We start from the raw sequence: 20,528 nt of genomic DNA, 5'->3' as shown, positions 1-20,528 counted from the left end.
TCTTTCGTGCAGCTTTTCGTGCGGCTCATCCGAGGCTCAGCTCGGCCTTGCCGATGCGGCGGTACACGGCATAGAGCACCAGCGTGGCGACCAGCAGCACGGAGCCCAGCGCGCACGCCATGCCCCAGTTGATTTCGACGTTGGTGTAGCGCGCGATGTAGTAGCTCAGCATCTGGTCGTCCGCGCCGCCGAGCAGCGCCGGCGTCACGTAGTAGCCGATCGCCAGGATGAAGACCAGCAGCGCGCCGGCGCCGATGCCCGGGTAGGTCTGCGGCACGTACACGCGGAAGAAGGCCGCCAGCGGCGAACTGCCCAGCGAGACGGCTGCGCGCAGGTAGGTGGGCGGCACGCTCTTCATGACGCTGTACAGCGGCAGGATCATGAAGGGCAGCAGGATGTGCACCATCGCGATGATCACGCCGGTGCGGTTGAACAGCAGCGCCAGCGGATGGTCGATCAGGCCGATGCCCATGAGGCCCCGGTTGACCAGCCCCTCGGACTGCAGCAGCACGATCCACGCCGCCACGCGCACCAGGATGGAAGTCCAGAACGGCACCAGCACCAGGATCATCAGCACGTTGGCCTTGCGCGCCGGCAGCGTCGACAGCCACCAGGCCAGCGGATAGGCCAGCAGCAGGCAGAAGAAGGTGACGACGGCGCTGATCTGGAAGGTGCGCAGCAGGATGCCGGCAAAGGCGCGCTGGTCGGCGGGCATGCGCTCGACCTCGCCGGCCACGTCGCGCCGCAGGTCGACCGAGGCGAGCAGGTAGTCGGGCGTCCAGCGCGAGCCGTTCTTGGCAATCGCCTGCCAGTACGGCGCCTCGCCCCAGCGCGGGTCGAGCTCCAGCATGCGCGCCTTGACCTCTTCCGGCGTGCCGGCGATCGGCAGCGCACGGAAGGTGCCCATCACCAGCGAGCGGGCGCCGGCGATCTCGGTGTTGAGGCGGCGCGCCAGGGCGCCGGCGTCGGAGCTGTCGGGCAGCTGGGCGAGATCGGCCGCGATGGCTGCAAAGGCCGCCGGCGCGGGCGCCTCCTTGCGGTTCCAGCCGTCGAGCGCACGTACGGTGCGCGGCAGCGCGTTGGCCACCTCGGGGTTTTCTACCGCACGCTGCAGCAGCGCCACGATGGGCACCAGCAGCGTCAGCAGCAGAAACACCAGCAGCGGCACCGTGAGCGCAAACGCGCGCCACTTTCGGCGGGCTTCGGCGCGCGCCAGCGCACGCCGCAGTTCGCCGGGCGGCGCTTCTGCTGGAACCAGGGGGACAGACGTTGCCGCGTGCATGGACTCTTTCGCGCTCGCTCGTTTGCCCGTTTACTGCGTGGCCCAGGATGCGAAGCGCTTCTCGAGCGCCTCGCCCTGGTCGGCCCAGAAGCCGACGTTGAACTGCAGCGCATCCTTGGCGTTGGTCGACGAGGTCGGCAGGTCGGCCAGCACCTTGCTGCTCAGCGAAGTCAGCGCCTTGGTGTTGGTGGGGCCGTAGGCGATGTTCTGGGCATAGACCGCCTGGTTGGCCGGTTGCATCGCGAACTGGATGTACTTCAGCGAGGCTTCCTTGTTCGGTGCGCCCTTCGGGATCACCAGGTAGTCGAGGTCGTAGATGCCGCCCGGCCAGTAGATCTTGAGGTCGCGCCCTTCGCGGTTGGCCGCGTCGATGCGGCCGTTGTAGACGGTGGTCAGCACCACGTCGCCGGCCACCAGGAACTGCGGCGGCTGCGCGCCGGCCTCCCACCACTGGATGTTCGGCTTGAGTTCGGTGAGCTTCTTGAATGCGCGGTCGGCGCCTTCCTTGGTGCCGAGCACCTTGTAGACATCGGCCGGCTTCACGCCGTCGGCCATGAGCGCGAACTCGAGGTTGTAGCGCGCGCCCTTGCGCATGCCGCGCTTGCCGGGGATCTTCTTCACGTCCCAGAAATCGGCCCAGCTGCTGGGCGCGGTCTTGAGCTTCTCGCCGTTGTAGGCCATCACGGTCGACCACACGAAGAGGCCCACGCCGCAGTCGGTGACGGCGGCCGGCAGGAAGTCGGCCTTGCTGCCGATCTTGGAATAGTCGAGCTTCTCGAACAGGCCCTCGTCGCAGCCGCGTGCCGCGTCGGGCGACTCGACCTCGACCACGTCCCAGGTGACCTTCTTCGTCTCGACCATGGCCTTGATCTTGGCCTGCTCGCCGTTGTATTCGACCGGAATGATCTTGGTGCCGGTCTTCTCGAAGGGCTCGTAGTAGGCCTTCTTCTGCGCATTGGCGTTGGCGCCGCCGAAGTTGACCACGGTGAGCTGCTGCTGGGCAAAGGCCGGCAGTGCGAAGCTGGCGGCGACGGTGCAGGCGAGGAGAGTCTTTTTCATGGTGGAAGTCTTCCTGGGTGATGAAAGCAAAGAAAGGAAACGAGGGAACAACAAGCCGGATTCAGGAGGCATAGATGCGCGCATGCGCCGTCGGAAATTCGAGCACCACCGCTTCGCCGGCCTGCGGCGCGGCGGCACCTTCGAGGCCGTTCAGCGGCAGCTTCACGGTGGCTTCGGCCTGGTCGCCGCCGACGCTGCACAGCAGCCGCAGGTGGTCGCCGAAGTAGATGACGCGCGCCACCTGGGCGGCGAGCATGTTGGCGCGCGGCGCGGGCGGACTGCGGTGCAGCACCACCCGCTCGGGGCGGATGCAGGCCTCGACGGTCGCGCCCGCGGCAGCGCCGCTGACGTTGAGCCCGTGCAGCACGCGGCCGTCGGGCAGCTTCATTTCTGCATGCTCGCCACTGCGGCCCTGTTGGCCCAGCTGGCCCTTGAGCACCGTGTTGTCGCCGACAAAGCCGGCCACGAAGCGGTTGGAAGGCGTCTCGTACAGCCGGTCGACCGTGTCCAGCTGCTGGATCACGCCTTCGTTGAACACCGCCACGCGGTCGCTCATGGTGAGCGCCTCGCCCTGGTCGTGCGTCACGTAGACGAAGGTCACGCCCAGCTGGCGGTGCAGGTCCTTGAGCTCGATCTGCATGTGCTCGCGCAGCTGCTTGTCGAGCGCGCCGAGCGGCTCGTCCATCAGCACCAGCTGGGGCTCGAACACCAGCGCGCGCGCCAGCGCCACGCGCTGCTGCTGGCCGCCCGAGAGCTGGCCGGGCAGGCGGTCGGTCATGCCGCGCAGCTGCACCATGTCGAGCGCGCGCTGCACGCGGCGCTGCTGCTCGTCCTTGGGCACCTTGCGCACGGTGAGCGGATAGGCCACGTTCTGGCCCACGCTCAGGTGCGGAAACAGCGCGTAGTTCTGGAAGACCATGCCGAAGTTCCGCTTGTGCGGCGGCGTGCCGGTGATCTGCTTGCCGTCGAGCAGGATCTCGCCCGAGGTCGGCGATTCGAAGCCCGCCAGCATCATCAGCGTGGTGGTCTTGCCCGACCCCGAAGGCCCGAGCAGGCTCAGGAACTCGCCACGGTGAATGTCCAGATCGAGCTGGCGCACCACCAGGTGTTCGCCGTCGTAGGTTTTCTGGACGCGCTGGAAGCGCACCAAGGGTTCTGCTGTCATGGAGGAGGAATTAAGGAAAGGATCTGTCGATCAGCGCAGTGCGGCGAAGCTGTCCGCGAGAAGCGCCAGGCCTTCGTCCACAAGCAAGTCGGATGCCGTGAGCGGCACCAGTACGCGAATTACATTGCCGTAGGTGCCGCATGACAGCAGGATTAACCCGCGCCGCGCCGCCTCCGCGACCACCTTGCGGGTCAGCGCGGCATCGGGGTGCGACGTGTCGCCCTGCTCGAACAGCTCGACGGCCACCATGGCGCCGAGCCCGCGCACGTCGCCGATGGCAGGCACATCGGCCGCGATGCGGCGCAGGCCGGCCGTGAGCCGCTCGCCCAGCGCCCGGCTGCGCGCCAGCAGTTGCTCGTCGTCGAACACTTTCAGCACCGCGAGCGCCGCGGCGCAGCCGATGGGGCTGCCGGCATAGGTGCCGCCCAGGCCGCCGGGCGCGGGGGCGTCCATTACCTCGGCGCGGCCCACCACGCCGGAGATGGGGAAGCCGCCCGCCATCGACTTGGCGGTGGTGATCAGGTCGGGCGCCACGGGCCACTGCTCGCTGGCGAACCAGGTGCCGGTGCGGCCCGCGCCGGTCTGCACCTCGTCGGCAATGATCAGGATGCCGTGGCGGTCCGCCAGCGCGCGCAGGCCTTCGACGAAGTCGTTGGGCGCCACGTAGAAGCCGCCCTCGCCCTGCACCGGCTCCAGGATGAAGGCCGCCACGCGCTCGGGCTCGATGTCGTTCTTGAACAGCAGCTCGACCGAATGCAGTGCATCGTCCACGCTCACGCCGTGCAGCGCATTCGGGTACAGCGCATGGAACACCTCGCCCGGGAACGGGCCGAAGCCGATCTTGTACGGGGCCACCTTGCCGGTGAGGCCGAGCGTCATCATCGTGCGGCCGTGGTAGCCGCCGGTGAAGGCAATGACGCCGGGGCGCCGGGTGTGGGCGCGGGCGATCTTGACGGCGTTCTCCACCGCCTCGGCGCCGGTGCTCAGGAAGATCGACTTCTTCGCGAACGCGCCCGGTGCCAGTGCATTCAGGCGCTCGGCCAGCTCCACATAGGGCTCGTAGGCCACCACCTGGAAGCAGGTGTGCGAATAAAGATCTACCTGCGCCTTGACGGCGGCGCTGATCTCCGGATGGCAGTGGCCGGTGTTGAGCACCGCGATGCCGCCGGCGAAGTCGATGTAGCGGCGGCCCTCGACGTCCCACAGTTCGGCGTTGGCGGCCCGGCTGACGAAGATTTCATGGGCCTGGCCGACGCCGCGGGCGACGGCCGCATTGCGGCGGGCCATGAGGGCGGCGTTGCTGAGGTGGGGTTCGCGTTGCATGGTACGACCTGTGCTTTGGTGCTGTGAAGAAGGAATCCCGGCACTCTAGGTCGCGCGATTCGATCCAGCCATGTACACCGGAAGTGATCGCCCGGAAGACTGTACTGGTCTTGTATCCTGTACATACTTTCCTCAATATGGTGCAGGCCGGACTGCCGGAGACACCCCCGATGCTCATTCTTCGCCCCGAACAGCCGACGCCGCTGGTAAGCCAGATCGTGGAAGGGCTGCGCGGACTGATAGGCGCCCAGAAGCTCAAGGCCGACAGCAAGCTGCCGTCGATCCGCGCCTTTGCCGCGGCCCACGGCGTCAGTGTCTTCACGGTGGTCGAGGCCTACGACCGGCTGGTGGCGCAGGGCCTGCTGGTCTCGCGCGCCAACGCGGGCTTCTTCGTCAAGCGGCGCAGCGAAGACAGCGCCGCCGGTGCGGCCAGCGTGCCCCGCCCGGACCCCCGCTTCGACGCCCGCTGGTATCTGCAGCAGATCTTCGAGAACCGCAACCTCCCGCTCAAGCCCGGCTGCGGCTGGCTGCCGCACGACTGGCTGTTCGAGGACGGCATGCGCCGCAGCCTGCGCCACCTGGCCTCCGAAGGCACCGACATCGGCGGCTACGGCCTGCCCTTCGGCCACATGGCGCTGCGCATGGCAACGGCCGAGGCGCTGTCGGAGCAGCAGATCGTGGTCGAGGCTGCGCAGGTCCTGCTGACCCAGGGTTCCAGCCAGGCGCTGGACCTGGTCGCGCGCCGCCTGCTGAAGCCGGGCGATTCGGTGCTGGTGGACGACCCGGGTTATCCGAACCTGATGTTCATGCTGCGCTTCCTGGGCGTGGAGATCATCGGCGTGCCGCGCACCCCGACGGGCTACGACATGCCCGCGCTCGAGGCGCTGCTCGCGGTGCACCGGCCCAAGGCCTTCTTCACCCAGCCCCGGCTGCAGAGCCCGACCTGCTCGATGGCTTCGCTGCCGCAACTGGTGCAACTGCTCCAGCTGGCCCAGACGCACGATTTCACGCTGGTAGAGAACGACATCTACGCCGAGATGGACGCATCGATGCGCCCCTCGCTCGCCAGCCTGGGGCAACTGCGCCGCGTGGTCTACGTGGGCAGCTACTCGAAGACCATCTCGCCGAACATCCGCGTCGGCTATGTGGTCGCCCAGCCGGAGCTGCTCGAAGAGCTGGCGCAGCTCAAGATGGTTTCGGGCCTCACCTCGTCCGACATCACCGAGCGCCTGGCCTTCGGCACCGTGACCGACGGCCGCTGGCGCAAGCATCTCAAAGCCCTGCGCGACAGGCTCGCGCAGGCGCAAGGCAGTGTCGCGAGGCGGCTGGACGGGCTTGGCTTCGAGCTGTTCCATGAAGCCGCGGCCGGCATGTACCTGTGGGCCCGGCACCCGGACATTGCCGACAGCGCCGAGCTCTCGCGGCGCGCCGCGGCGGAAGGCATCATGCTCGGCCCGGGCCAGCTGTTCCTGGTCAACCCGCATCCCACCGGCTGGCTCCGATTCAACGTGGCCTTCAGCGAAGACGAGCGGCTGTGGCGCTTTCTTGAGCGCAACATCGAAGAGCACAGGCACGACTGACGGTTGGCAGGGCCGGGGCTCGCAAAGGCCAGCAAGCAGGCGCACAATGGCTCGAACCCTTGGCGCAGGCGCATCCTGAATCAGCCATGGTGGAGTGAACATGTGAGGGGATGAAGCGCCGTGCCGGGGGCTACGCAAGGAGCCGCGCCATGACCCGCTTCATCGATGTTCACAGCCTGGTCCGCCTGGTGGACGAGACCGGCATTCCCCAGTTCCTCACCGCGCTGGCCGACGCGCTGCGCGACGACTTCCTGCGGTGGCGCGAGTTCGACAAGAAGGCGCGCGTGGCCAGCCATTCGCATCTGGGCGTGATCGAGTTGATGCCCGTGGCCGACGACGGCGCCTATGCCTTCAAGTACGTCAACGGGCATCCGCACAACACGCAGGTCGGGCTGCCGACAGTCATGGCTTTCGGCGTGCTGGCGGAAGTCGATACGGGCTATCCGGTGCTGCTGTCGGAGCTCACGCTCACCACCGCGTTGCGCACGGCTGCTACCTCGGCGATGGCGGCGCAGGCCTTGGCGCGGCCCGATTCGCGCAGCCTCGCGCTGATCGGCAACGGCTCGCAGAGCGAGTTCCAGGCGCTGGCCTTCCATGCGCTGCTCGGCATCGAGGAAGTGCGCGTGTTCGACACCGACCCGCACGCCACCGACAAGCTGGTGCGCCACCTGTCGGCCTGCACGTCGCTGGACATCGTGCGCGCGCACTCCGTGGCCGATGCGGTGCGCGGCGCCGACATCGTCACCACCGTCACCGCCTGCCAGGGCCGCGCGACCGTGCTCACGCCCGACATGATCGAGCCGGGCATGCACATCAACGCCGTGGGCGGCGATTCGCCCGGCAAGACCGAGCTGCACCCCGACGTGCTGCGCAAGGCGCGCGTGTTCGTCGAGTACGAGCCGCAGACCCGCGTCGAAGGCGAGATCCAGCAGATGCCCGCCGACTTTCCGGTGCACGAGCTGTGGCGCGTGCTGCTCGGCGAAGTGTCCGGCCGCGAGACCCCCGCACAGGTCACGCTGTTCGATTCGGTGGGCTTCGCGCTGGAGGACTACACGGCGCTGCGCTACATCCAGCGCCTTGCCACGGAGCGCGGCATCGGCCAGCAGATTGCGCTGGTGCCTGAGCTCGACGACCCGAAGGACTTGTTCGGCCTCACGGCCTCGGGCCGGCGACGGGCAGTGCTGCGGCGTGCGGCATGATGGGCGGCTTCATCACCGCCGATCCTGCTTTTCTCCATGCTCACCATCTACAACGACCAGCACGTTCTTCACCAGGGCAAAGTCGAGATGTTCCGCGGCGAACTCGTGCCGTGCTTCGAGGTGCCCGCCCGCGTCGATCATGTGAAGCATGAGCTGGAGCGCCGGGGCCTCGGCGCGCTTCAGGCGCCAGACGCCTTCGACGAGGCGCTGCTGGCCAAGGTGCATGCGCCGCGCTACCTGGACTTCATCGCGCATGCATGGGAAGAGTGGGTCGCGCTCGACCCGACCAACGTCTCGCGTGATGCGCTGCCTTCGTACTGGCCCACGCGCGGCATGCGCACCGACGTGCTGCCGAAGAGCTTTCCGGCGCGCATGGGGCTGTTCTCGTTCGATGCGGGCACGCCGCTGATGGCAGGCAGCTGGGCGGCGGCGCGGCATGGCGCGGCCTGCGCGTGGACTGCGGCGCAGCGCGTCATTGGCGGCGAGCGCGCGGCCTTCTCGCTCTCGCGGCCGCCGGGTCACCATGCCGGCGCCGACTTCTTCGGCGGCTATTGCTTCATCAACAACGCCGCCGTCGCGGCGCAGGCGCTGCGTGACGCGGGCGTCGAACGCGTGGCCGTGCTCGACGTCGACTACCACCACGGCAATGGCACGCAGGCCATCTTCTACGAGCGCAGCGACGTGCACTTCGCGAGCCTGCACGGCGACCCGCTGACCGATTACCCGTACTACCTGGGCCACGCCGACGAGCGCGGCGCGGGGCAGGGCGAAGGCTTCAACCACAACCTGCCGCTGCCGCGCGGCACGGACTTCGCGGCCTGGCGCGCGGCGCTGAAGACCGCGCTCGACCGCATCGCCGCGGTGAAGGCCGGCGCGCTCGTGGTCTCGCTCGGCGTCGACACCTTCGAGGGCGACCCGATCTCGGGCTTCAAGCTCAAGAGCGACGACTACCTGCGCATGGGCGAAGACCTGGCGCGCGCGGGACTGCCGACGGTGTTCGTCTTCGAGGGCGGCTATGCGGTGGCCGAAGTGGGCGTGAATGCGGTGAACGTGCTCGAAGGTTTCGGGCAGGCGTAGTCAGCACATGCCGCGCTGACGCGCAGGCGACTCGGATGCCGCGAATGGCCCTGTTTTCCCCGGGAAATCAGGGGAGCCCCGATTGCCTTCCCCAACGGGGCGGGGCCCAATCGGCGCTTTCAAAGTCAGGATCCAGTCAGCCATGCTCCGCCGCACCACATTCCTCCGCGCCGCCGCCGCGCTTGCCGCTTGCGGCCTTGTTTCTCCCATGGCGGCGTTCGCGCAGGGATTTCCCGCCAAGCCCATCAAGCTGGTGATCGCCTTCCCGGCCGGCGGCCCGACCGACATCACCATGCGCCAGCTCGCCGAGAACGCGAGCAAGATCCTCGGCCAACCGGTGATCATCGACAACAAGCCCGGCGCGGGCGGCACGCTGCCCGCGCAGGCGCTGCAGACCTCGCAGCCCGACGGCTACACCGTCGCGCAGATCCCGCTCGGCGTGTTCCGCCTGGGCTACACCACCAAGATCAACTGGGACCCGCTGAAGGACATCACGTACGTCATCAACGTCACGGGCTACGCCTTCGGCATCGTCGTGCCGGCCAACAGCCCCTTCAAGACCTGGGCCGACTTCGTTGCCTACGCCAAGGCCAACCCCGGCAAGCTCACCTACGGCTCCACCGGCACGCTGACCAGCCCGCACCTGACGACCGAAATCGTCGCGCAGAAGGCCGGCATCGAACTGCAGCACGTGCCCTACAAGGGCAGCGCCGACCTGATGCTCGCGGTGGTCAGCGGCCAGCTGATGGCCGCCGCCGACAGCACCGGCTTCGCGCCGCAGGTCGAGGCGGGCAAGCTGCGCGTGCTGAACACCTGGGGCGAGAAGCGCCTGGCCAAGTTCCCCGACGCGCCCACGCTGAAGGAGCTGGGCTACGACGTGGTGCAGAACTCGCCCTTCGGCATCGGCGCGCCCAAGGGCACGCCGCCCGAGGTGGTGAAGAAGCTGCACGACGCGTTCAAACAGGCGATGGAAGAGCCGAGCTACGTGACCGCGCTCGGGCGCTACGACATGCTGCCGAACTACATGAGCTCGGCGACGTACACCAAGTTTGCGCAGGAGACGGTGGTGCGGGAGAAGGTGATCATCGACAAGCTGGGGCTGGCGAAGGAAGTCAAGACGAACTGAGCACGAACAGCTCGTCCACCAGCCGCCCCGCCAACTCCGGCTTTACCGGATCCGCCCCGAACACCAGCCGAAACACGATCGGCGCAATCAGGTGATCGATCACCTGCTGCGGCTCCGGCGCGTGCTCGCCACGGGCGCGTGCCTGCTCGACCAGCGTCAGCGCCTCCTTGCGGCGGTTGCGCAGGCAGTCGGTGTCCGAATCCCCGTTGGCCAGCGCGGCCGCGGCTTTCAGCAGCGAGGTGTTGCACGGCTTGGCCAGGTGCTCGATGAGTTCGCGCGCCCAGGCTTCGAGATCGGCCCGTAGTGCGCCGGTGTCTGGCAATGGACGGTTCGGGTCCAGCCGGTGGGTGGCCGTTTCCGCCAACAACCCCTGCAGATCGCCCCAGCGCCGGTAGATGCTGGAGGCGCTGACGCCAGCGCGCTCGGCCACTGCCGGCACCGTCACACGCTCCCGCCCTTGTTCGGCCACGAGTTCTTCGAGGGCGGTGCGCACCAGCGCCTGCACTTGCGCGCTGCGGCCACCGGGGCGTTTGTGGGGAAGGGCGATGTCGTTCATGTTCGGACTTTAACGCAAAGATATTTGCTTTAGTTGATTCTCAGGTCTAGAATCACAAAAGCAAAAAAAGTTGCGTTAAGGATTCGCCATGCCATCCACCTGCCCCGACCTCGCGGTCAGCACCTCCGACCTCGCCGCCCGCGCCAAGCCCTGGCGCTTGCCGGCACGCGCGGCTTTTCCGTTGCTGGCCGCCGTGCTGTTCGCCTTTTTCTTCGCGGCGGCTGCACCGTCGCCGCTGTTCGTGGTGTTCCAGCACGCCTGGCACTTTTCGTCATCGCTGCTCACGGTGGCTTTTGCGATCTATGCGATTGCGTTGCTGATCTCGCTGCTGGTGGCGGGTTCGCTGTCTGACCACATCGGCCGGCGGCCGGTGGTGCTGGCGGCGCTGGTGCTGCAGGCGGTGGCAATGGGGCTCTTCCTGCTGGCGCACGGCATCGGCGGGCTGATCGTCGCTCGTGTGGTGCAGGGCGTGGCCACGGGCATCGCTAGCGGCGCGCTGAGCGCGGCGGTGGTCGAGGCCGCGCCGGCTTCGCGCAAGCGGCTGGGGGCGCTGATCACGAGCGTGTCTCCGCTGGCTGGCCTGGCGTTGGGCGCGTTGCTGACGGGTGTGGCGGTGAAGTTCTCGGCCCAGCCGGTGATGCTGGTTTTCGGCGTGCTGGCCGCGGTGTTTGCGCTGGGTGCGGCGGTGGTGCTGTGGATGCCCGAAACCGTCACGCCGCGCGCCGGTGCGCTGGCCTCGCTGGTGCCGCGCGTGTCGATTCCCGTGCGCGCACGGGCCGAGTTCACGCGCGGGCTGCCGGTGTTCGTCGTGGTGTGGGCGCTCGGCGGGTTGTATCTGTCGCTCGCGCCGTCGTTGATGCTGCATGTTTTCGGCATCGACAACGGCGTGGTCAACGGCCTCACGGTGGCGGTGCTCTCCGGTATGGGCGCGATCGCGCCTACATTGCTTGGCCGCTTCGCTGCACCTCGCCCAGCCATCCTCGGCATGGCCAGCATCGCGGTCGGGCTGGGGCTGCTGCTCGCCTCGCTTGCCACTCATTCGCTCGCGCTGTTCTTCGTCGGCACCGCGGTGGCGGGCATTGGCTTCGGCGGTGCGTTCTCGGCGCTGGTGCAAACGCTGGCGCCACTGGCGCAATCGCATGAGCGCGGCGAACTGTTCGCGGCGATCTTCGTCGTGAGCTATCTCGCGTTCAGCCTGCCCGCGATGCTGGCGGGCTTCCTGGTGGCGCCGCTGGGGTTGCTGAACACGACGGAAGGCTATGCGGCGGTGCTGCTGCTGATCGCTGCTTTCGGCGTCTGGAGCCAGTGGTCGGTGTTGCGCCGTGGCGCGCAGCTCACACATGTCAAGTGCGGTATCCCTTCATCAATTAAGCGTTAACCCTATGTAATTCATTCGTCTTCTAGCGAAGAAACACTCGGATGCAGTCCTGTGGCGCAAAGGCCCGGACTTCTTAACTGTCGCGCCCGATACGGAGCGACGAATTCCCCATCCTGGAGTGATACGAATGAAAAAATCCCTGCTTGTTCTGGCCGCCCTTGCGGCTTGTGGTGCCGCGTCGGCGCAATCGACCGTAACGCTGTTCGGCGTGGTCGACGCCGCCTACCGCAACGTATCGAACAAGAGCGAATCGACGAACCCCTTCGGCCCCTTCTACAGCGTGAAGGCCAGCCGCACCGAACTGGCCAATTCGGGCCTGAGCTCCAGCCGCCTCGGCTTCCGCGGCGTGGAAGACCTGGGCGGCGGCCTGTCGGCCAGCTTCTGGCTCGAATCCCCGATCACCAACGACGACGGCGCCACTGGCCTCAGCAATTTCAGCCGCCGCTCGACGGTGAGCCTTGCCGGCAGCTTCGGCGAAATCCGCCTCGGCCGTGACAAGACCGCCACCGTGCTGAACGAAGAGCAGTTCGATCCGTTCGCCGACACCGGCATCGGCGGCTCGCTGATCATCGACGCCAACGAAACCAGCGTGTCGGGCACCGGCTACGGCAGCAACAGCACGTACAAGCGCGCCGGCAACATGGTGCAGTACTTCCTGCCGCGCAACCTGGGTGGCTTCTACGGCAACGTGGGCTACAGCCTGCATGAACTCACCCGCACCTCGCCGGACTCCGTGGCCGGCGCCGACAAGACCAACACCGGCCGCCACATCGGTGGACGCGTCGGCTACGCGGCCGGCCCGCTCGACGTGGCTGCCAGCTACGCGCAGAACGACACGAGCTTCACGACCGGCACTGGCGCCGCGGCCGTGGCGCGCCCGGGCAAGATCAAGACCTTCAACCTCGGCGCAACCTACGACTTCGGCGTGGCCAAGCTGTTCGGCGAGTACTCGCGTTCGAAGGACCAGCGCGACCCGCTGAATGTCTTCACCCGTGTGCCGGACGTGGACCTGACCGGCTACCTGATCGGCGTGACCGTGCCGATCGGCCCGGGCCAGATCCGTGCTTCGTACTCGCAGGTCAAGTACGACTTCAACCGCGTGCCGGTTCTCGGCGTCGTGAACGCCCCCGATCCGAAGTCCAACAAGCTCGCACTGGGCTACGTGCACAACCTGTCGAAGCGCACCGCGCTCTACGGCACGATCGCGCGCGTCAGCAACAAGAACGGCGCGGGCAACACGGTCGGCGCCGGCCCATCGTATGTCGTCGCGTTCAACCGGGCCGCGCTGCAGCCCAAGTCGTCGATGGGCTACGAGTTCGGCATTCGCCACGCGTTCTGAGCCGGGTAGTCAGTCCTCCCGAGTTTTCTCCAAGGGTCTTCAGACCGATCCTTTTAGCCCGCCTCGTGCGGGCTTTTTTTATTTCCTTGTTGCATTCGTGCCGACAGCACGGCGCGCGCCGCCTCTGCAAAACCCGAGCCGCGCTCGCCCTGCGTCACGTAGCGCGGCAGGTGCTCCAGCTGCGGTACGAAGCGCGCGACGTTCGCCACGCCGATGCTGTGCGCGAAGGTGCGAAACATCAGCTGGTCGTTGGTGGAGTCGCCCACGTAGGCCCAGCGGTCCATTTCGTCGTCGAGCGTGCGGCCCCACAGTTCGCGCACGATCCAGCGCGCGCCTTCGAGCTTGTCGTTGTCGCCGTACCAGCCGTTGATGTGGATGCTGCTCACGGTGGCGTGCATGCCCTCGCCGCGCATCAGCGCCACCACCTGCGCGATGATGGCGTCGCTGAGCTGCACGAACTCGCTGTGGTCGATGGCGATGTCGGTCTCGCGCCCCGGCGAATCGGTGGCGCGCCCGACACCCGGAAATTCGCGCTCGATGCGCGCCAGCACGGTCTGCATGCGCGCGAAGTTGGCGGCGCGGGTGGTCGCATCCTGCTGGTAGCGTTTCCAGACCCGGCCGCCGGCCGCGGGCAGCAGCGCCACTGCGCCGTTCTCCGCCACGATGGCATCGACGGGCCACGCATTGACGAAGGGCAGGCTCCAGCCCACCGGCCGGCCGGTGATTGCCACCACGGACAGCCCCGCAGCCTTGAGATCGCCCAGCGCCTGCAGCGCATCGGGCGTGATCGCGCCTTCGTGGGTCAGCGTGTCGTCGATGTCGGTGAAGACGCCGACGAGCGCGCTGCGTGCCGTCGCCTCCCAGCGGGTCAGCGGCAACAGGTGGTGGGGCGAGGCGGGCAGCGAGGGCATGGCGAGGAATGTTGGGGAGAGTCGGTGATCGTACTTGTGCCTTCTTCGTGTAGCATCCCGCCCCCGCCGCGCCATCGAGGCCGGCGCGGCGCCCTTCATGCCTCACATCCTCGTCGACCACCTCCGCAAGACCTACCGAATCTCCGAGCGCGACCCTGGCGTGATGGGCGCGCTGCGCGGGCTCGTGCAGCGCCGCCATCGCACGGTGGAGGCGCTGTCGGGCGTCTCGTTCTCGCTCGAGCGCGGCGAGCTGCTCGGCTTCATCGGGCCGAACGGCGCGGGCAAGTCGACCACGATCAAGATCCTCTCGGGCATCCTGCGGCCCGACGGCGGGCGCGTGGAAATCGACGGGCGCGATCCGTTTGCAGACCGCGAGCGGCACGTGGCCCGCATCGGCGTGGTCTTCGGCCAGCGCACGCAGCTGTGGTGGGACCTGCCCGTGGGCGACGGCTTCGACCTGCTGCGCGACATCTACCGCGTGGACCCGGTGCGCTATCGCCGCACACGCGACGAGCTGGTCGCGCTGCTGCATCTGGAGCGTGTGCTCGACCAGCCGGTGCGCCAGCTCTCGCTGGGCCAGCGCATGCGTGCAGAAATTGCTGCGGCGCTGTTGCACGAACCCGACATTCTTTTTCTCGACGAGCCGACCATCGGTCTCGATGCGCCGTCGAAACTCGCCGTGCGCGACTTCGTGCGCCGCGCCAACCGCGAGCGCGGCACCACCGTGCTGCTGACCACGCACGACATGCATGACATCGAGGCGCTGGCCCGCCGCGTGATCGTCATCGGCCACGGCCGCGTGCTGGCCGACAGCCCGGTGGAGGCGCTGCGCGCGCAGGTGATGGCCGAGCGCCGGCTGGTGGTCGACTTTGCGCAGGACGCCGAGCTGCCCGTGGAAGTGGCCGGCGCACGCGTGCATTCGCGCGACGGACAGACACTGGTGCTCGACTTCGACCCGGCGCAGACCGCCGCGCCCGCGCTGATCGCGCGCATCGCCGCTGCGCATGCGGTGGAAGACATCCGCCTCGAAGGGCTGGCGATCGAAGCCGTTATCGCGCGCTTCTATGCCATGCATGGAGCGGCCGAGGCATGACGGCGACCAGCCCGCGCGATCTTGCGAGGCCCTACTTCGCGGCCTTCGCGTCGCGCTTCCTGCAGATGCTGCAGTACCGCACCGCCGCGCTCGCCGGCTTCGCCACGCAGTGCTGGTGGGGCGGCATCAAGGTGATGGTGTTCGCAGCCTTCTACGGCCACGCGGCCACCACGGGCGCGAGCAGCTCGATGTCGCTCGCGCAGGCCATCACATACACGTGGCTCGCGCAGGGGCTGCTCGTGCTGCTGCCCTGGCTGGGCGACCCGGAGGTGGGGCAGGCGGTGCGCACCGGCGCCGTCGCCTACGACCGGCTGCGGCCCGTCGATGCCTATGCGCTGTGGTTCGCGCGCAGCGCCGGCTGGATCGCCGCGCGCGTGCTGCCGCGTGTGGCGTTGATGGCTGCGTTCGCGATGGTCGTGTTGCCGCTGGCCGGCCTCGGTGAGTGGGCCTGGCAACTGCCGGCGGGCGTGGCGGCGGGGCTCGCATTCATGCTGTCGGCCGTGCTCGCGCTGCTGCTTTCGACGTCGATGGTGATGCTTCTGAATGTGGCCGCCACCGCCGCGCTCAACGAACGCGGCATCAGCGCGGTGGCCACGCCGGTGGTCATCGTGCTCTCGGGCAACCTGCTGCCGCTAGCGATGCTGCCCGATGGCTGGCAGACCGCGCTGCTGATCCAGCCGCTGGCCGGTTTGATGGACATTCCGGCTCGCCTGTACTTCGGGCAGCTGCAGGGGTGGCAGGCCGTCGGCGGCTTGGGGCTGCAGGCTTTCTGGATCGCGGTGCTCGTGGCCTTCGGCCATTTCGCCATGGGCCGCACCATGCGCGGCCTGCAGGTGCAGGGCGGGTGAACGCGATGGGATCGCTTCCGCTTTTCTTCCGCTTGGTCGGCGCGTCCATCGGTGGGCAGGCGCGCTATCCGGCCTCGGCGCTGATGCTGACCGTCGGCCAGTTCCTCGGCTCCGGCATCGAGGTGGTCGCCGTCTGGGCGCTGTTCCATCGCTTCGGTGAAGTGCAGGGCTGGCACATCGGCGAGGTGGCGCTGTTCTACGGGCTGGTGAACTGCATGTTCGCGCTCGCCGATGCGCTGGGCCGCGGCTTCGACGTGCTCGGCACGGAGTTCCTGCGCACAGGTGCCTTCGACCGCCTGCTGCTGCGCCCGCGTTCGCTCGCGCTGCAACTGATGGGCAACGACTTCCGCATCAGCCGCGCAGGGCGCTTGTTGCAGGGTCTGGCGGTGATCGTGTTCGCCACGCATCAGGCGGCCATCGCATGGACTCCGGCCACGGTGGCGATCGCCCTGTTCGCCGTTGCCGGCGGCGTCGCGCTGTTCCTCGGCATCCTGGTGCTGCAGGGCACGCTGTCGTTCTGGACCGTCGAGAGCCTGGAGATCGCCAATGTGCTGACTTACGGCGGCGTGCAGGCGGCGCAGTATCCGTTGGCACTGTATGCGCAGTGGTTCCGCCGCGTGCTGACCTTCATCGTGCCGCTGGCTTGCGTGGCTTATTACCCGGTGCTGGCAATTCTGGGCAAGGCCGATCCGCTGGGGGCGCCCGGGTGGGTGGGCATGGTGTCGCCGCTCGCGGGATTCGTGTTTCTCGCGGCGGCGTTCGGGGCGTGGCGCTTCGGGTTGCGCCACTACGCTTCGACCGGCAGCTAGCGTGCCATCAACCGGCGCTCTGCAGCGCCAACCCCGCATGCTCCCGCAGCGGATGAAAGTGGATCTTCGGAAATCGCTCCTGCGCCAGCCGCACGTCGTACGGCGAGGTGCACAGGAAGGCCAGCGTATCGGCCGCGTCCTTGGCCATGCGCACCGGGTACGCGTTGACGAACTCGCGCAGCTCGGCCGGGGTGTCGGCCGTGATCCAGCGTGCGCCGGTGTACTGGCAGCCTTCGAGCCGCACGTCGGCGTCGTACTCGGCCTTCAGGCGGTGCTGCACCACTTCGAACTGCAGTTGGCCGACCGCGCCCAGCAGCATCGGGCCGCCGACCTCGGGGCGGAACACCTGGATCGCGCCTTCTTCGCCCAACTGGGCCAGGCCCTGCTGCAGCTGCTTGGTGCGCAGCGGGTTCTTCAGAATCACGGTCATGAACAGCTCGGGCGCGAAGAACGGCAGCCCGGTGAACTGCAGGCTCGCGCCGTCGGTGATGGTGTCGCCCAGCTGCACGCCGCCGTGGGTGGTAAAGCCCACGATGTCGCCCGCGTAGGCCTCTTCGACCGCCTCGCGGCGCTGGCTCATGAAGGTCACCACGCTGGTGGGGCGCAGTTCCTTCGAGGTGCGCTGCACCTTGAGCTTCATGCCCGGCGTGTACTTGCCCGAGGCCATGCGCACGAAGGCGATGCGGTCGCGGTGGTTGGCGTCCATGTTGGCCTGCACCTTGAAGACCACGCCCGCGAAGTCCTTGTCCTCGGGCTGGATCTCCTTCACCACCGGCTGGCGGTTGACCATGGTAGTGCTGGTGCGCGACTGCGGCGAAGGCGCAAGGTCGACCAGCGCGTCGAGCACTTCCATCACGCCGAAGTTGTTCACGCCGGAGCCGAAGAACACGGGTGTCTGCTTGCCGGCCAGGAAGGCTTCGCGGTCCCAGGTGGGCGATGCGCCGGTGGCCAGCTCCATGCTGTCCATGGCGGTCTCGAAGTCGGCGCCGAAGCGCTTGGTGAGCGTGTCGCGCTCGCTCAGCGGGATGGTCTCGAAGTCCTGCGGCAGACGTTCGCTGCCCGACTCGAACACCGTCATCGCCTGCGTGCGCAGGTTCATGATCCCTCGGAAGGTCTTGCCCTGGCCTACGGGCCAGGTCATGGGCACGCAGGGCATGCCGAGCTCGCGCTCCACCTCGTCGAGGATGTCCAGCGGCTCGCGCACTTCGCGGTCCATCTTGTTGACGAAAGTGATGATGGGCGTGTCGCGCTGGCGGCAGACTTCGATCAGCCGCCGCGTCTGCGCTTCCACGCCGTTGGCCGCGTCGATCACCATCAGCGCCGAGTCGACGGCGGTGAGCACGCGGTACGTGTCTTCCGAGAAGTCCTTGTGGCCGGGCGTGTCGAGCAGGTTGATGACGTGGTCGCGATACAGCATCTGCATGACCGACGAGGCCACCGAGATGCCGCGCTGCTTTTCGATTTCCATCCAGTCGGAGGTGGCATGGCGCGAGGCCTTGCGCGCCTTCACCGAGCCGGCGATCTGGATCGCGCCAGAGAAAAGCAGCAGCTTTTCGGTCAGCGTGGTCTTGCCGGCGTCAGGGTGGGAAATGATCGCGAAGGTGCGGCGGCGGCGGGTTTCGGCTACGAAGGGTGATGACACGGGGAACTCCAAGAGCCCGTGATTTTCGCAGACTGGGCCGAAGGAGCCGGATGGGTCAGTCGGCCAGGCCTATATGCAGGTTGTCGAAGGGCGGGGCGGCCTGCATGAGCGCGATGACACCGTTCTGGGCCAGCTGGTACCTTTTTCCAGTACTGTCGGTGCCTTCTCGCACCTGGAAGTTGCCGAGGGCGTTCTGCATTTCGAGGGTCAGCGAGCCGGGAGTACCGTCTGGCCGTGAATAGCTGGTCGCATAGCGGGACGCGTCGACGTATGCGGTTCCGAAGGTGCCCCCCGTCGAGGTGACGTGCATGCGCATCGCAGGCCAGTACACCGGGAACGTTACGCCCGTCGGCTGCTGAAGGCCTGTCATGAGTATCCAGATCGGATATGGGAAAAGTGGGGAGCTCGGAGCAACGTACGGTGAATAGGATTCCGAAATCTGCAGCATGACTCTTCGGCCATTGATATGGGCAACTCGTACCGCGAAGTGCGTCTTTCCGTTCTGGGTCAACAGCCAGATGCCGGGTGACACGCCTGCAGAGATGGCGTAGTCACTCAAGCTCACCGTGGGGAGACAGGCGGAGGTCGTGGGGGGACATTGCCTTGCTACTGTTCCCGCCGCATCTATGTAGAACTGCCAGTAAGCGCCCGGATGCGTAAGGTTGTTGCTGCCTCCCGCCGCAACGATCACGTCGTAGGTGCCGGCCAGCTCGCTCCTGTTGGTCACGAAGGAGCGTGCGGCGATGAAGGGCTGGACCGCATAGGCAACGGGGTCCGACTTGAAGAGGGCGAATGGAAACCCTCCGACGATCGCGCCGCTCGCGGTCCTGAAGCGCGCCGTGTTCCATGCAGTCGTGATGCGCTCGTTCGCGAAGACGTAGGTCCCGGGGTCGTTCGCATCCTCGCTGAAGGTGCCTGTAATCGCGTCGCCGCCAGGCGCCGTCATTGTGTAGAGCTTCTTGTCGAAGTCGATGTCCAGCGTCTGCTCCGTGCCATTGGTCGCGAACACTGTGTAGCGCCCGTTCCGGGCATCCCAGCTGTCCTTGAAAAGGTTGACCTCCATATAGCCCCGAGTATTGGAGGCGGGTAATCCGACGACGACCGAAAGGGCGTTGTTGTGTATCTCGTAGTACCTCTTGGTGCCTGGAGAGTTCAGGAGCCGGATGCCTTGCGGCTTTCCGATCGACGACAGCGGAAGGCTGAGTTCGCTAGCAGCACCCTCGGGAGTGACCGCCGTGCGCATGGAGTTCCAGACATCGAAGACGTTGGCCCCCCAGCTGCCCTCGGTCGAGGCGCCGATATACCTGGTCGTCGACCAGTCGGCGGCATTTTTCAGGCCCACCTGGAAGACGCGCGTGTTGGGAGTCGTGTCGGTGTTCCCGCCCGAAAGCCAGATGTTCTGTCCGCCGATGCGGGCCATGCGGAACTGGAGGGCGTCGGTGGGCGAACTGCTCGTTCCCGTCCACGCGAAATCGGTCGAGGCCGTGATGGCATATGTCCGCTTCGAACCGGAAGGGCAGTACTCGAAGCCGAAGATCGGGTCGTTGTCGAAGCAGGTCTCCAGAGTTGTGCCGTGCCCGGTTATGCGCATCGGAAGAACCTGCGAATCCGAAGAGCCGTCGCTGTTGCGGATGATGCCGAAGCCGTTGTAAGTACCGTCGAGTTGTGCTGGGTCCGTGACGAAGGTCCGTGGCGCGACGAACGGCATCACCTGATAGGCCACGGGGTTCGACCACGGCTTCTCGAAAGGAAAGGCGCCGACGACGGCATCGGGGGTGAGGCGAAAGCGCGCCGTGTTGACGGTGCTCGTGATGCGGTTGCTTGCGAAGACGTAGGTGCCTGGCTCCGCTGGGTCTTCGCTGAAGTTGCCGGAGGTTGCTTGGCCGCGGCTGTCCGTCAGCGTATAGTTCCGGGTGTCGAAATTGATGCCCAGCTTCTGGCGTGTGCCGTTGGTGCCATCGGCGGCGTAGACGTAGTAGACGCCGTTGCGTGGATCCTGGCCGTTCAGATGCGCCGCGACAACCGTCGGATCGAACCTCATGCTTGCTGCCTGCAGGGTGGTCAGGGAAGACGCAGACTCCTCACCCGTCGGCTGCGAGGGCCCGGCGTCCTTCTGCAATGCGCGACCCCCATCGCTCTTG

General features: G+C 67.2%; 17 protein-coding genes. 9 read left to right on the top strand and 8 right to left on the bottom strand.

The genetic code is table 11. The features are described from left to right. Nucleotides 1-25: 25 nt before the first annotated feature. From ACZYSP_RS19075 to gabT, 4 genes are all read right to left on the bottom strand, one after another. Entirely contained in the window at nucleotides 26-1,282 is a 1,257-nt protein-coding gene (locus tag ACZYSP_RS19075; protein WP_489015900.1) for an ABC transporter permease, read from the bottom strand. Nucleotides 1,283-1,312: 30 nt separating this feature from the next. After that, nucleotides 1,313-2,341: an ABC transporter substrate-binding protein gene (locus ACZYSP_RS19070; protein WP_093056723.1), complete on the bottom strand. Its 1,029-nt coding sequence runs from the start codon at nucleotides 2,339-2,341 to the stop codon at nucleotides 1,313-1,315. A gap of 61 nt (nucleotides 2,342-2,402) precedes the next feature. Next, nucleotides 2,403-3,506 (bottom strand): ABC transporter ATP-binding protein, encoded by a 1,104-nt coding sequence (locus ACZYSP_RS19065; protein ID WP_093078372.1) that lies wholly within the window; start codon nucleotides 3,504-3,506, stop codon nucleotides 2,403-2,405. Between the two features lie 30 nt (nucleotides 3,507-3,536). Continuing rightward, on the bottom strand, nucleotides 3,537-4,829 hold the full coding sequence (gene gabT, locus ACZYSP_RS19060; protein WP_093078373.1) for a 4-aminobutyrate--2-oxoglutarate transaminase: 1,293 nt from the start codon (nucleotides 4,827-4,829) through the stop codon (nucleotides 3,537-3,539). Between the two features lie 170 nt (nucleotides 4,830-4,999). Between gabT and ACZYSP_RS19055 the strand changes: the two genes are divergently transcribed. From ACZYSP_RS19055 to ACZYSP_RS19040, 4 genes are all read left to right on the top strand, one after another. Then, nucleotides 5,000-6,409 (top strand): aminotransferase-like domain-containing protein, encoded by a 1,410-nt coding sequence (locus ACZYSP_RS19055; protein WP_093056784.1) that lies wholly within the window; start codon nucleotides 5,000-5,002, stop codon nucleotides 6,407-6,409. 149 nt (nucleotides 6,410-6,558) lie between these two features. Further along, the gene (gene ocd / locus ACZYSP_RS19050; RefSeq protein ID WP_489015897.1) at nucleotides 6,559-7,608 is read left to right on the top strand and encodes an ornithine cyclodeaminase; all 1,050 of its coding nucleotides are present in this window, start codon (nucleotides 6,559-6,561) and stop codon (nucleotides 7,606-7,608) included. Nucleotides 7,609-7,644: 36 nt separating this feature from the next. Next, nucleotides 7,645-8,685, top strand: coding sequence for a histone deacetylase family protein (locus ACZYSP_RS19045; RefSeq protein ID WP_489015895.1), 1,041 nt, complete (start codon nucleotides 7,645-7,647; stop codon nucleotides 8,683-8,685). Nucleotides 8,686-8,827: 142 nt separating this feature from the next. Then, nucleotides 8,828-9,811, top strand: a complete 984-nt coding sequence (locus ACZYSP_RS19040; RefSeq protein ID WP_093078378.1) for a tripartite tricarboxylate transporter substrate binding protein — start codon at nucleotides 8,828-8,830, stop codon at nucleotides 9,809-9,811. Here ACZYSP_RS19040 and ACZYSP_RS19035 read toward each other — a convergent pair. Next, nucleotides 9,798-10,367: a TetR/AcrR family transcriptional regulator gene (locus ACZYSP_RS19035; RefSeq protein WP_489015892.1), complete on the bottom strand. Its 570-nt coding sequence runs from the start codon at nucleotides 10,365-10,367 to the stop codon at nucleotides 9,798-9,800. The two genes, ACZYSP_RS19040 and ACZYSP_RS19035, sit on opposite strands and share 14 nt — an antisense overlap. Before the next feature lie 88 nt (nucleotides 10,368-10,455). On the opposite strand from ACZYSP_RS19035, the gene ACZYSP_RS19030 reads away from it, so the two are divergent. Beyond that, complete coding sequence (locus tag ACZYSP_RS19030; protein ID WP_489015890.1) at nucleotides 10,456-11,745, top strand: MFS transporter; 1,290 nt, start codon at nucleotides 10,456-10,458, stop codon at nucleotides 11,743-11,745. 127 nt (nucleotides 11,746-11,872) lie between these two features. Beyond that, nucleotides 11,873-13,084, top strand: coding sequence for a porin (locus tag ACZYSP_RS19025; protein WP_354338676.1), 1,212 nt, complete (start codon nucleotides 11,873-11,875; stop codon nucleotides 13,082-13,084). A gap of 53 nt (nucleotides 13,085-13,137) precedes the next feature. Here the strand turns inward: ACZYSP_RS19025 and ACZYSP_RS19020 are convergent, their stop codons facing one another. After that, complete coding sequence (locus tag ACZYSP_RS19020) at nucleotides 13,138-13,995, bottom strand: HAD-IIB family hydrolase (protein WP_489015887.1); 858 nt, start codon at nucleotides 13,993-13,995, stop codon at nucleotides 13,138-13,140. Between the two features lie 97 nt (nucleotides 13,996-14,092). On the opposite strand from ACZYSP_RS19020, the gene ACZYSP_RS19015 reads away from it, so the two are divergent. Genes ACZYSP_RS19015 through ACZYSP_RS19005 form a run of 3 tightly spaced genes read left to right on the top strand, consistent with a single transcriptional unit; the run spans nucleotide 14,093 to nucleotide 16,745 of the window. Then, on the top strand, nucleotides 14,093-15,088 hold the full coding sequence (locus ACZYSP_RS19015) for an ABC transporter ATP-binding protein (protein ID WP_093056714.1): 996 nt from the start codon (nucleotides 14,093-14,095) through the stop codon (nucleotides 15,086-15,088). Beyond that, nucleotides 15,085-15,936 carry an ABC transporter permease gene (locus ACZYSP_RS19010; RefSeq protein ID WP_093177309.1) on the top strand — a complete coding sequence of 284 codons (852 nt, stop codon included), beginning with the start codon at nucleotides 15,085-15,087 and terminating at the stop codon, nucleotides 15,934-15,936. Before ACZYSP_RS19015 ends, ACZYSP_RS19010 begins: the two co-directional genes overlap by 4 nt. A 5-nt stretch (nucleotides 15,937-15,941) precedes the next feature. Further along, the gene (locus ACZYSP_RS19005; RefSeq protein ID WP_489015884.1) at nucleotides 15,942-16,745 is read left to right on the top strand and encodes an ABC transporter permease; all 804 of its coding nucleotides are present in this window, start codon (nucleotides 15,942-15,944) and stop codon (nucleotides 16,743-16,745) included. Nucleotides 16,746-16,752: 7 nt separating this feature from the next. Here ACZYSP_RS19005 and ACZYSP_RS19000 read toward each other — a convergent pair whose 3' ends face one another. Continuing rightward, on the bottom strand, nucleotides 16,753-18,387 hold the full coding sequence (locus ACZYSP_RS19000; protein WP_354338668.1) for a peptide chain release factor 3: 1,635 nt from the start codon (nucleotides 18,385-18,387) through the stop codon (nucleotides 16,753-16,755). A 55-nt stretch (nucleotides 18,388-18,442) separates the two neighbouring features. Beyond that, nucleotides 18,443-20,428 carry a hypothetical protein gene (locus tag ACZYSP_RS18995; protein WP_489015882.1) on the bottom strand — a complete coding sequence of 662 codons (1,986 nt, stop codon included), beginning with the start codon at nucleotides 20,426-20,428 and terminating at the stop codon, nucleotides 18,443-18,445. Nucleotides 20,429-20,528 lie beyond the last annotated feature (100 nt).

The sequence above is a fragment of the Variovorax sp. F042 genome (assembly GCF_057814215.1).
The sequence above is the reverse complement of the archived record's forward strand: the minus strand, read 5'-3'. Positions and strand labels throughout refer to the sequence as shown.

What these genes read in the sequence shown, in the direction of transcription:
- ACZYSP_RS19025 (WP_354338676.1), top strand. Translation starts at nt 11,873, where the DNA reads ATGAAAAAATCCCTGCTTGTTCTGGCCGCCCTTGCGGCTTGTGGTGCC.
- ACZYSP_RS19065 (WP_093078372.1), bottom strand. Translation starts at nt 3,506, where the DNA reads ATGACAGCAGAACCCTTGGTGCGCTTCCAGCGCGTCCAGAAAACCTAC.
- ACZYSP_RS18995 (WP_489015882.1), bottom strand. Translation starts at nt 20,428, where the DNA reads ATGAGGTTCGATCCGACGGTTGTCGCGGCGCATCTGAACGGCCAGGAT.
- ocd (WP_489015897.1), top strand. Translation starts at nt 6,559, where the DNA reads ATGACCCGCTTCATCGATGTTCACAGCCTGGTCCGCCTGGTGGACGAG.
- ACZYSP_RS19035 (WP_489015892.1), bottom strand. Translation starts at nt 10,367, where the DNA reads ATGAACGACATCGCCCTTCCCCACAAACGCCCCGGTGGCCGCAGCGCG.
- ACZYSP_RS19075 (WP_489015900.1), bottom strand. Translation starts at nt 1,282, where the DNA reads ATGCACGCGGCAACGTCTGTCCCCCTGGTTCCAGCAGAAGCGCCGCCC.
- ACZYSP_RS19005 (WP_489015884.1), top strand. Translation starts at nt 15,942, where the DNA reads ATGGGATCGCTTCCGCTTTTCTTCCGCTTGGTCGGCGCGTCCATCGGT.
- gabT (WP_093078373.1), bottom strand. Translation starts at nt 4,829, where the DNA reads ATGCAACGCGAACCCCACCTCAGCAACGCCGCCCTCATGGCCCGCCGC.
- ACZYSP_RS19030 (WP_489015890.1), top strand. Translation starts at nt 10,456, where the DNA reads ATGCCATCCACCTGCCCCGACCTCGCGGTCAGCACCTCCGACCTCGCC.
- ACZYSP_RS19010 (WP_093177309.1), top strand. Translation starts at nt 15,085, where the DNA reads ATGACGGCGACCAGCCCGCGCGATCTTGCGAGGCCCTACTTCGCGGCC.
- ACZYSP_RS19015 (WP_093056714.1), top strand. Translation starts at nt 14,093, where the DNA reads ATGCCTCACATCCTCGTCGACCACCTCCGCAAGACCTACCGAATCTCC.
- ACZYSP_RS19040 (WP_093078378.1), top strand. Translation starts at nt 8,828, where the DNA reads ATGCTCCGCCGCACCACATTCCTCCGCGCCGCCGCCGCGCTTGCCGCT.
- ACZYSP_RS19045 (WP_489015895.1), top strand. Translation starts at nt 7,645, where the DNA reads ATGCTCACCATCTACAACGACCAGCACGTTCTTCACCAGGGCAAAGTC.
- ACZYSP_RS19020 (WP_489015887.1), bottom strand. Translation starts at nt 13,995, where the DNA reads ATGCCCTCGCTGCCCGCCTCGCCCCACCACCTGTTGCCGCTGACCCGC.
- ACZYSP_RS19070 (WP_093056723.1), bottom strand. Translation starts at nt 2,341, where the DNA reads ATGAAAAAGACTCTCCTCGCCTGCACCGTCGCCGCCAGCTTCGCACTG.
- ACZYSP_RS19055 (WP_093056784.1), top strand. Translation starts at nt 5,000, where the DNA reads ATGCTCATTCTTCGCCCCGAACAGCCGACGCCGCTGGTAAGCCAGATC.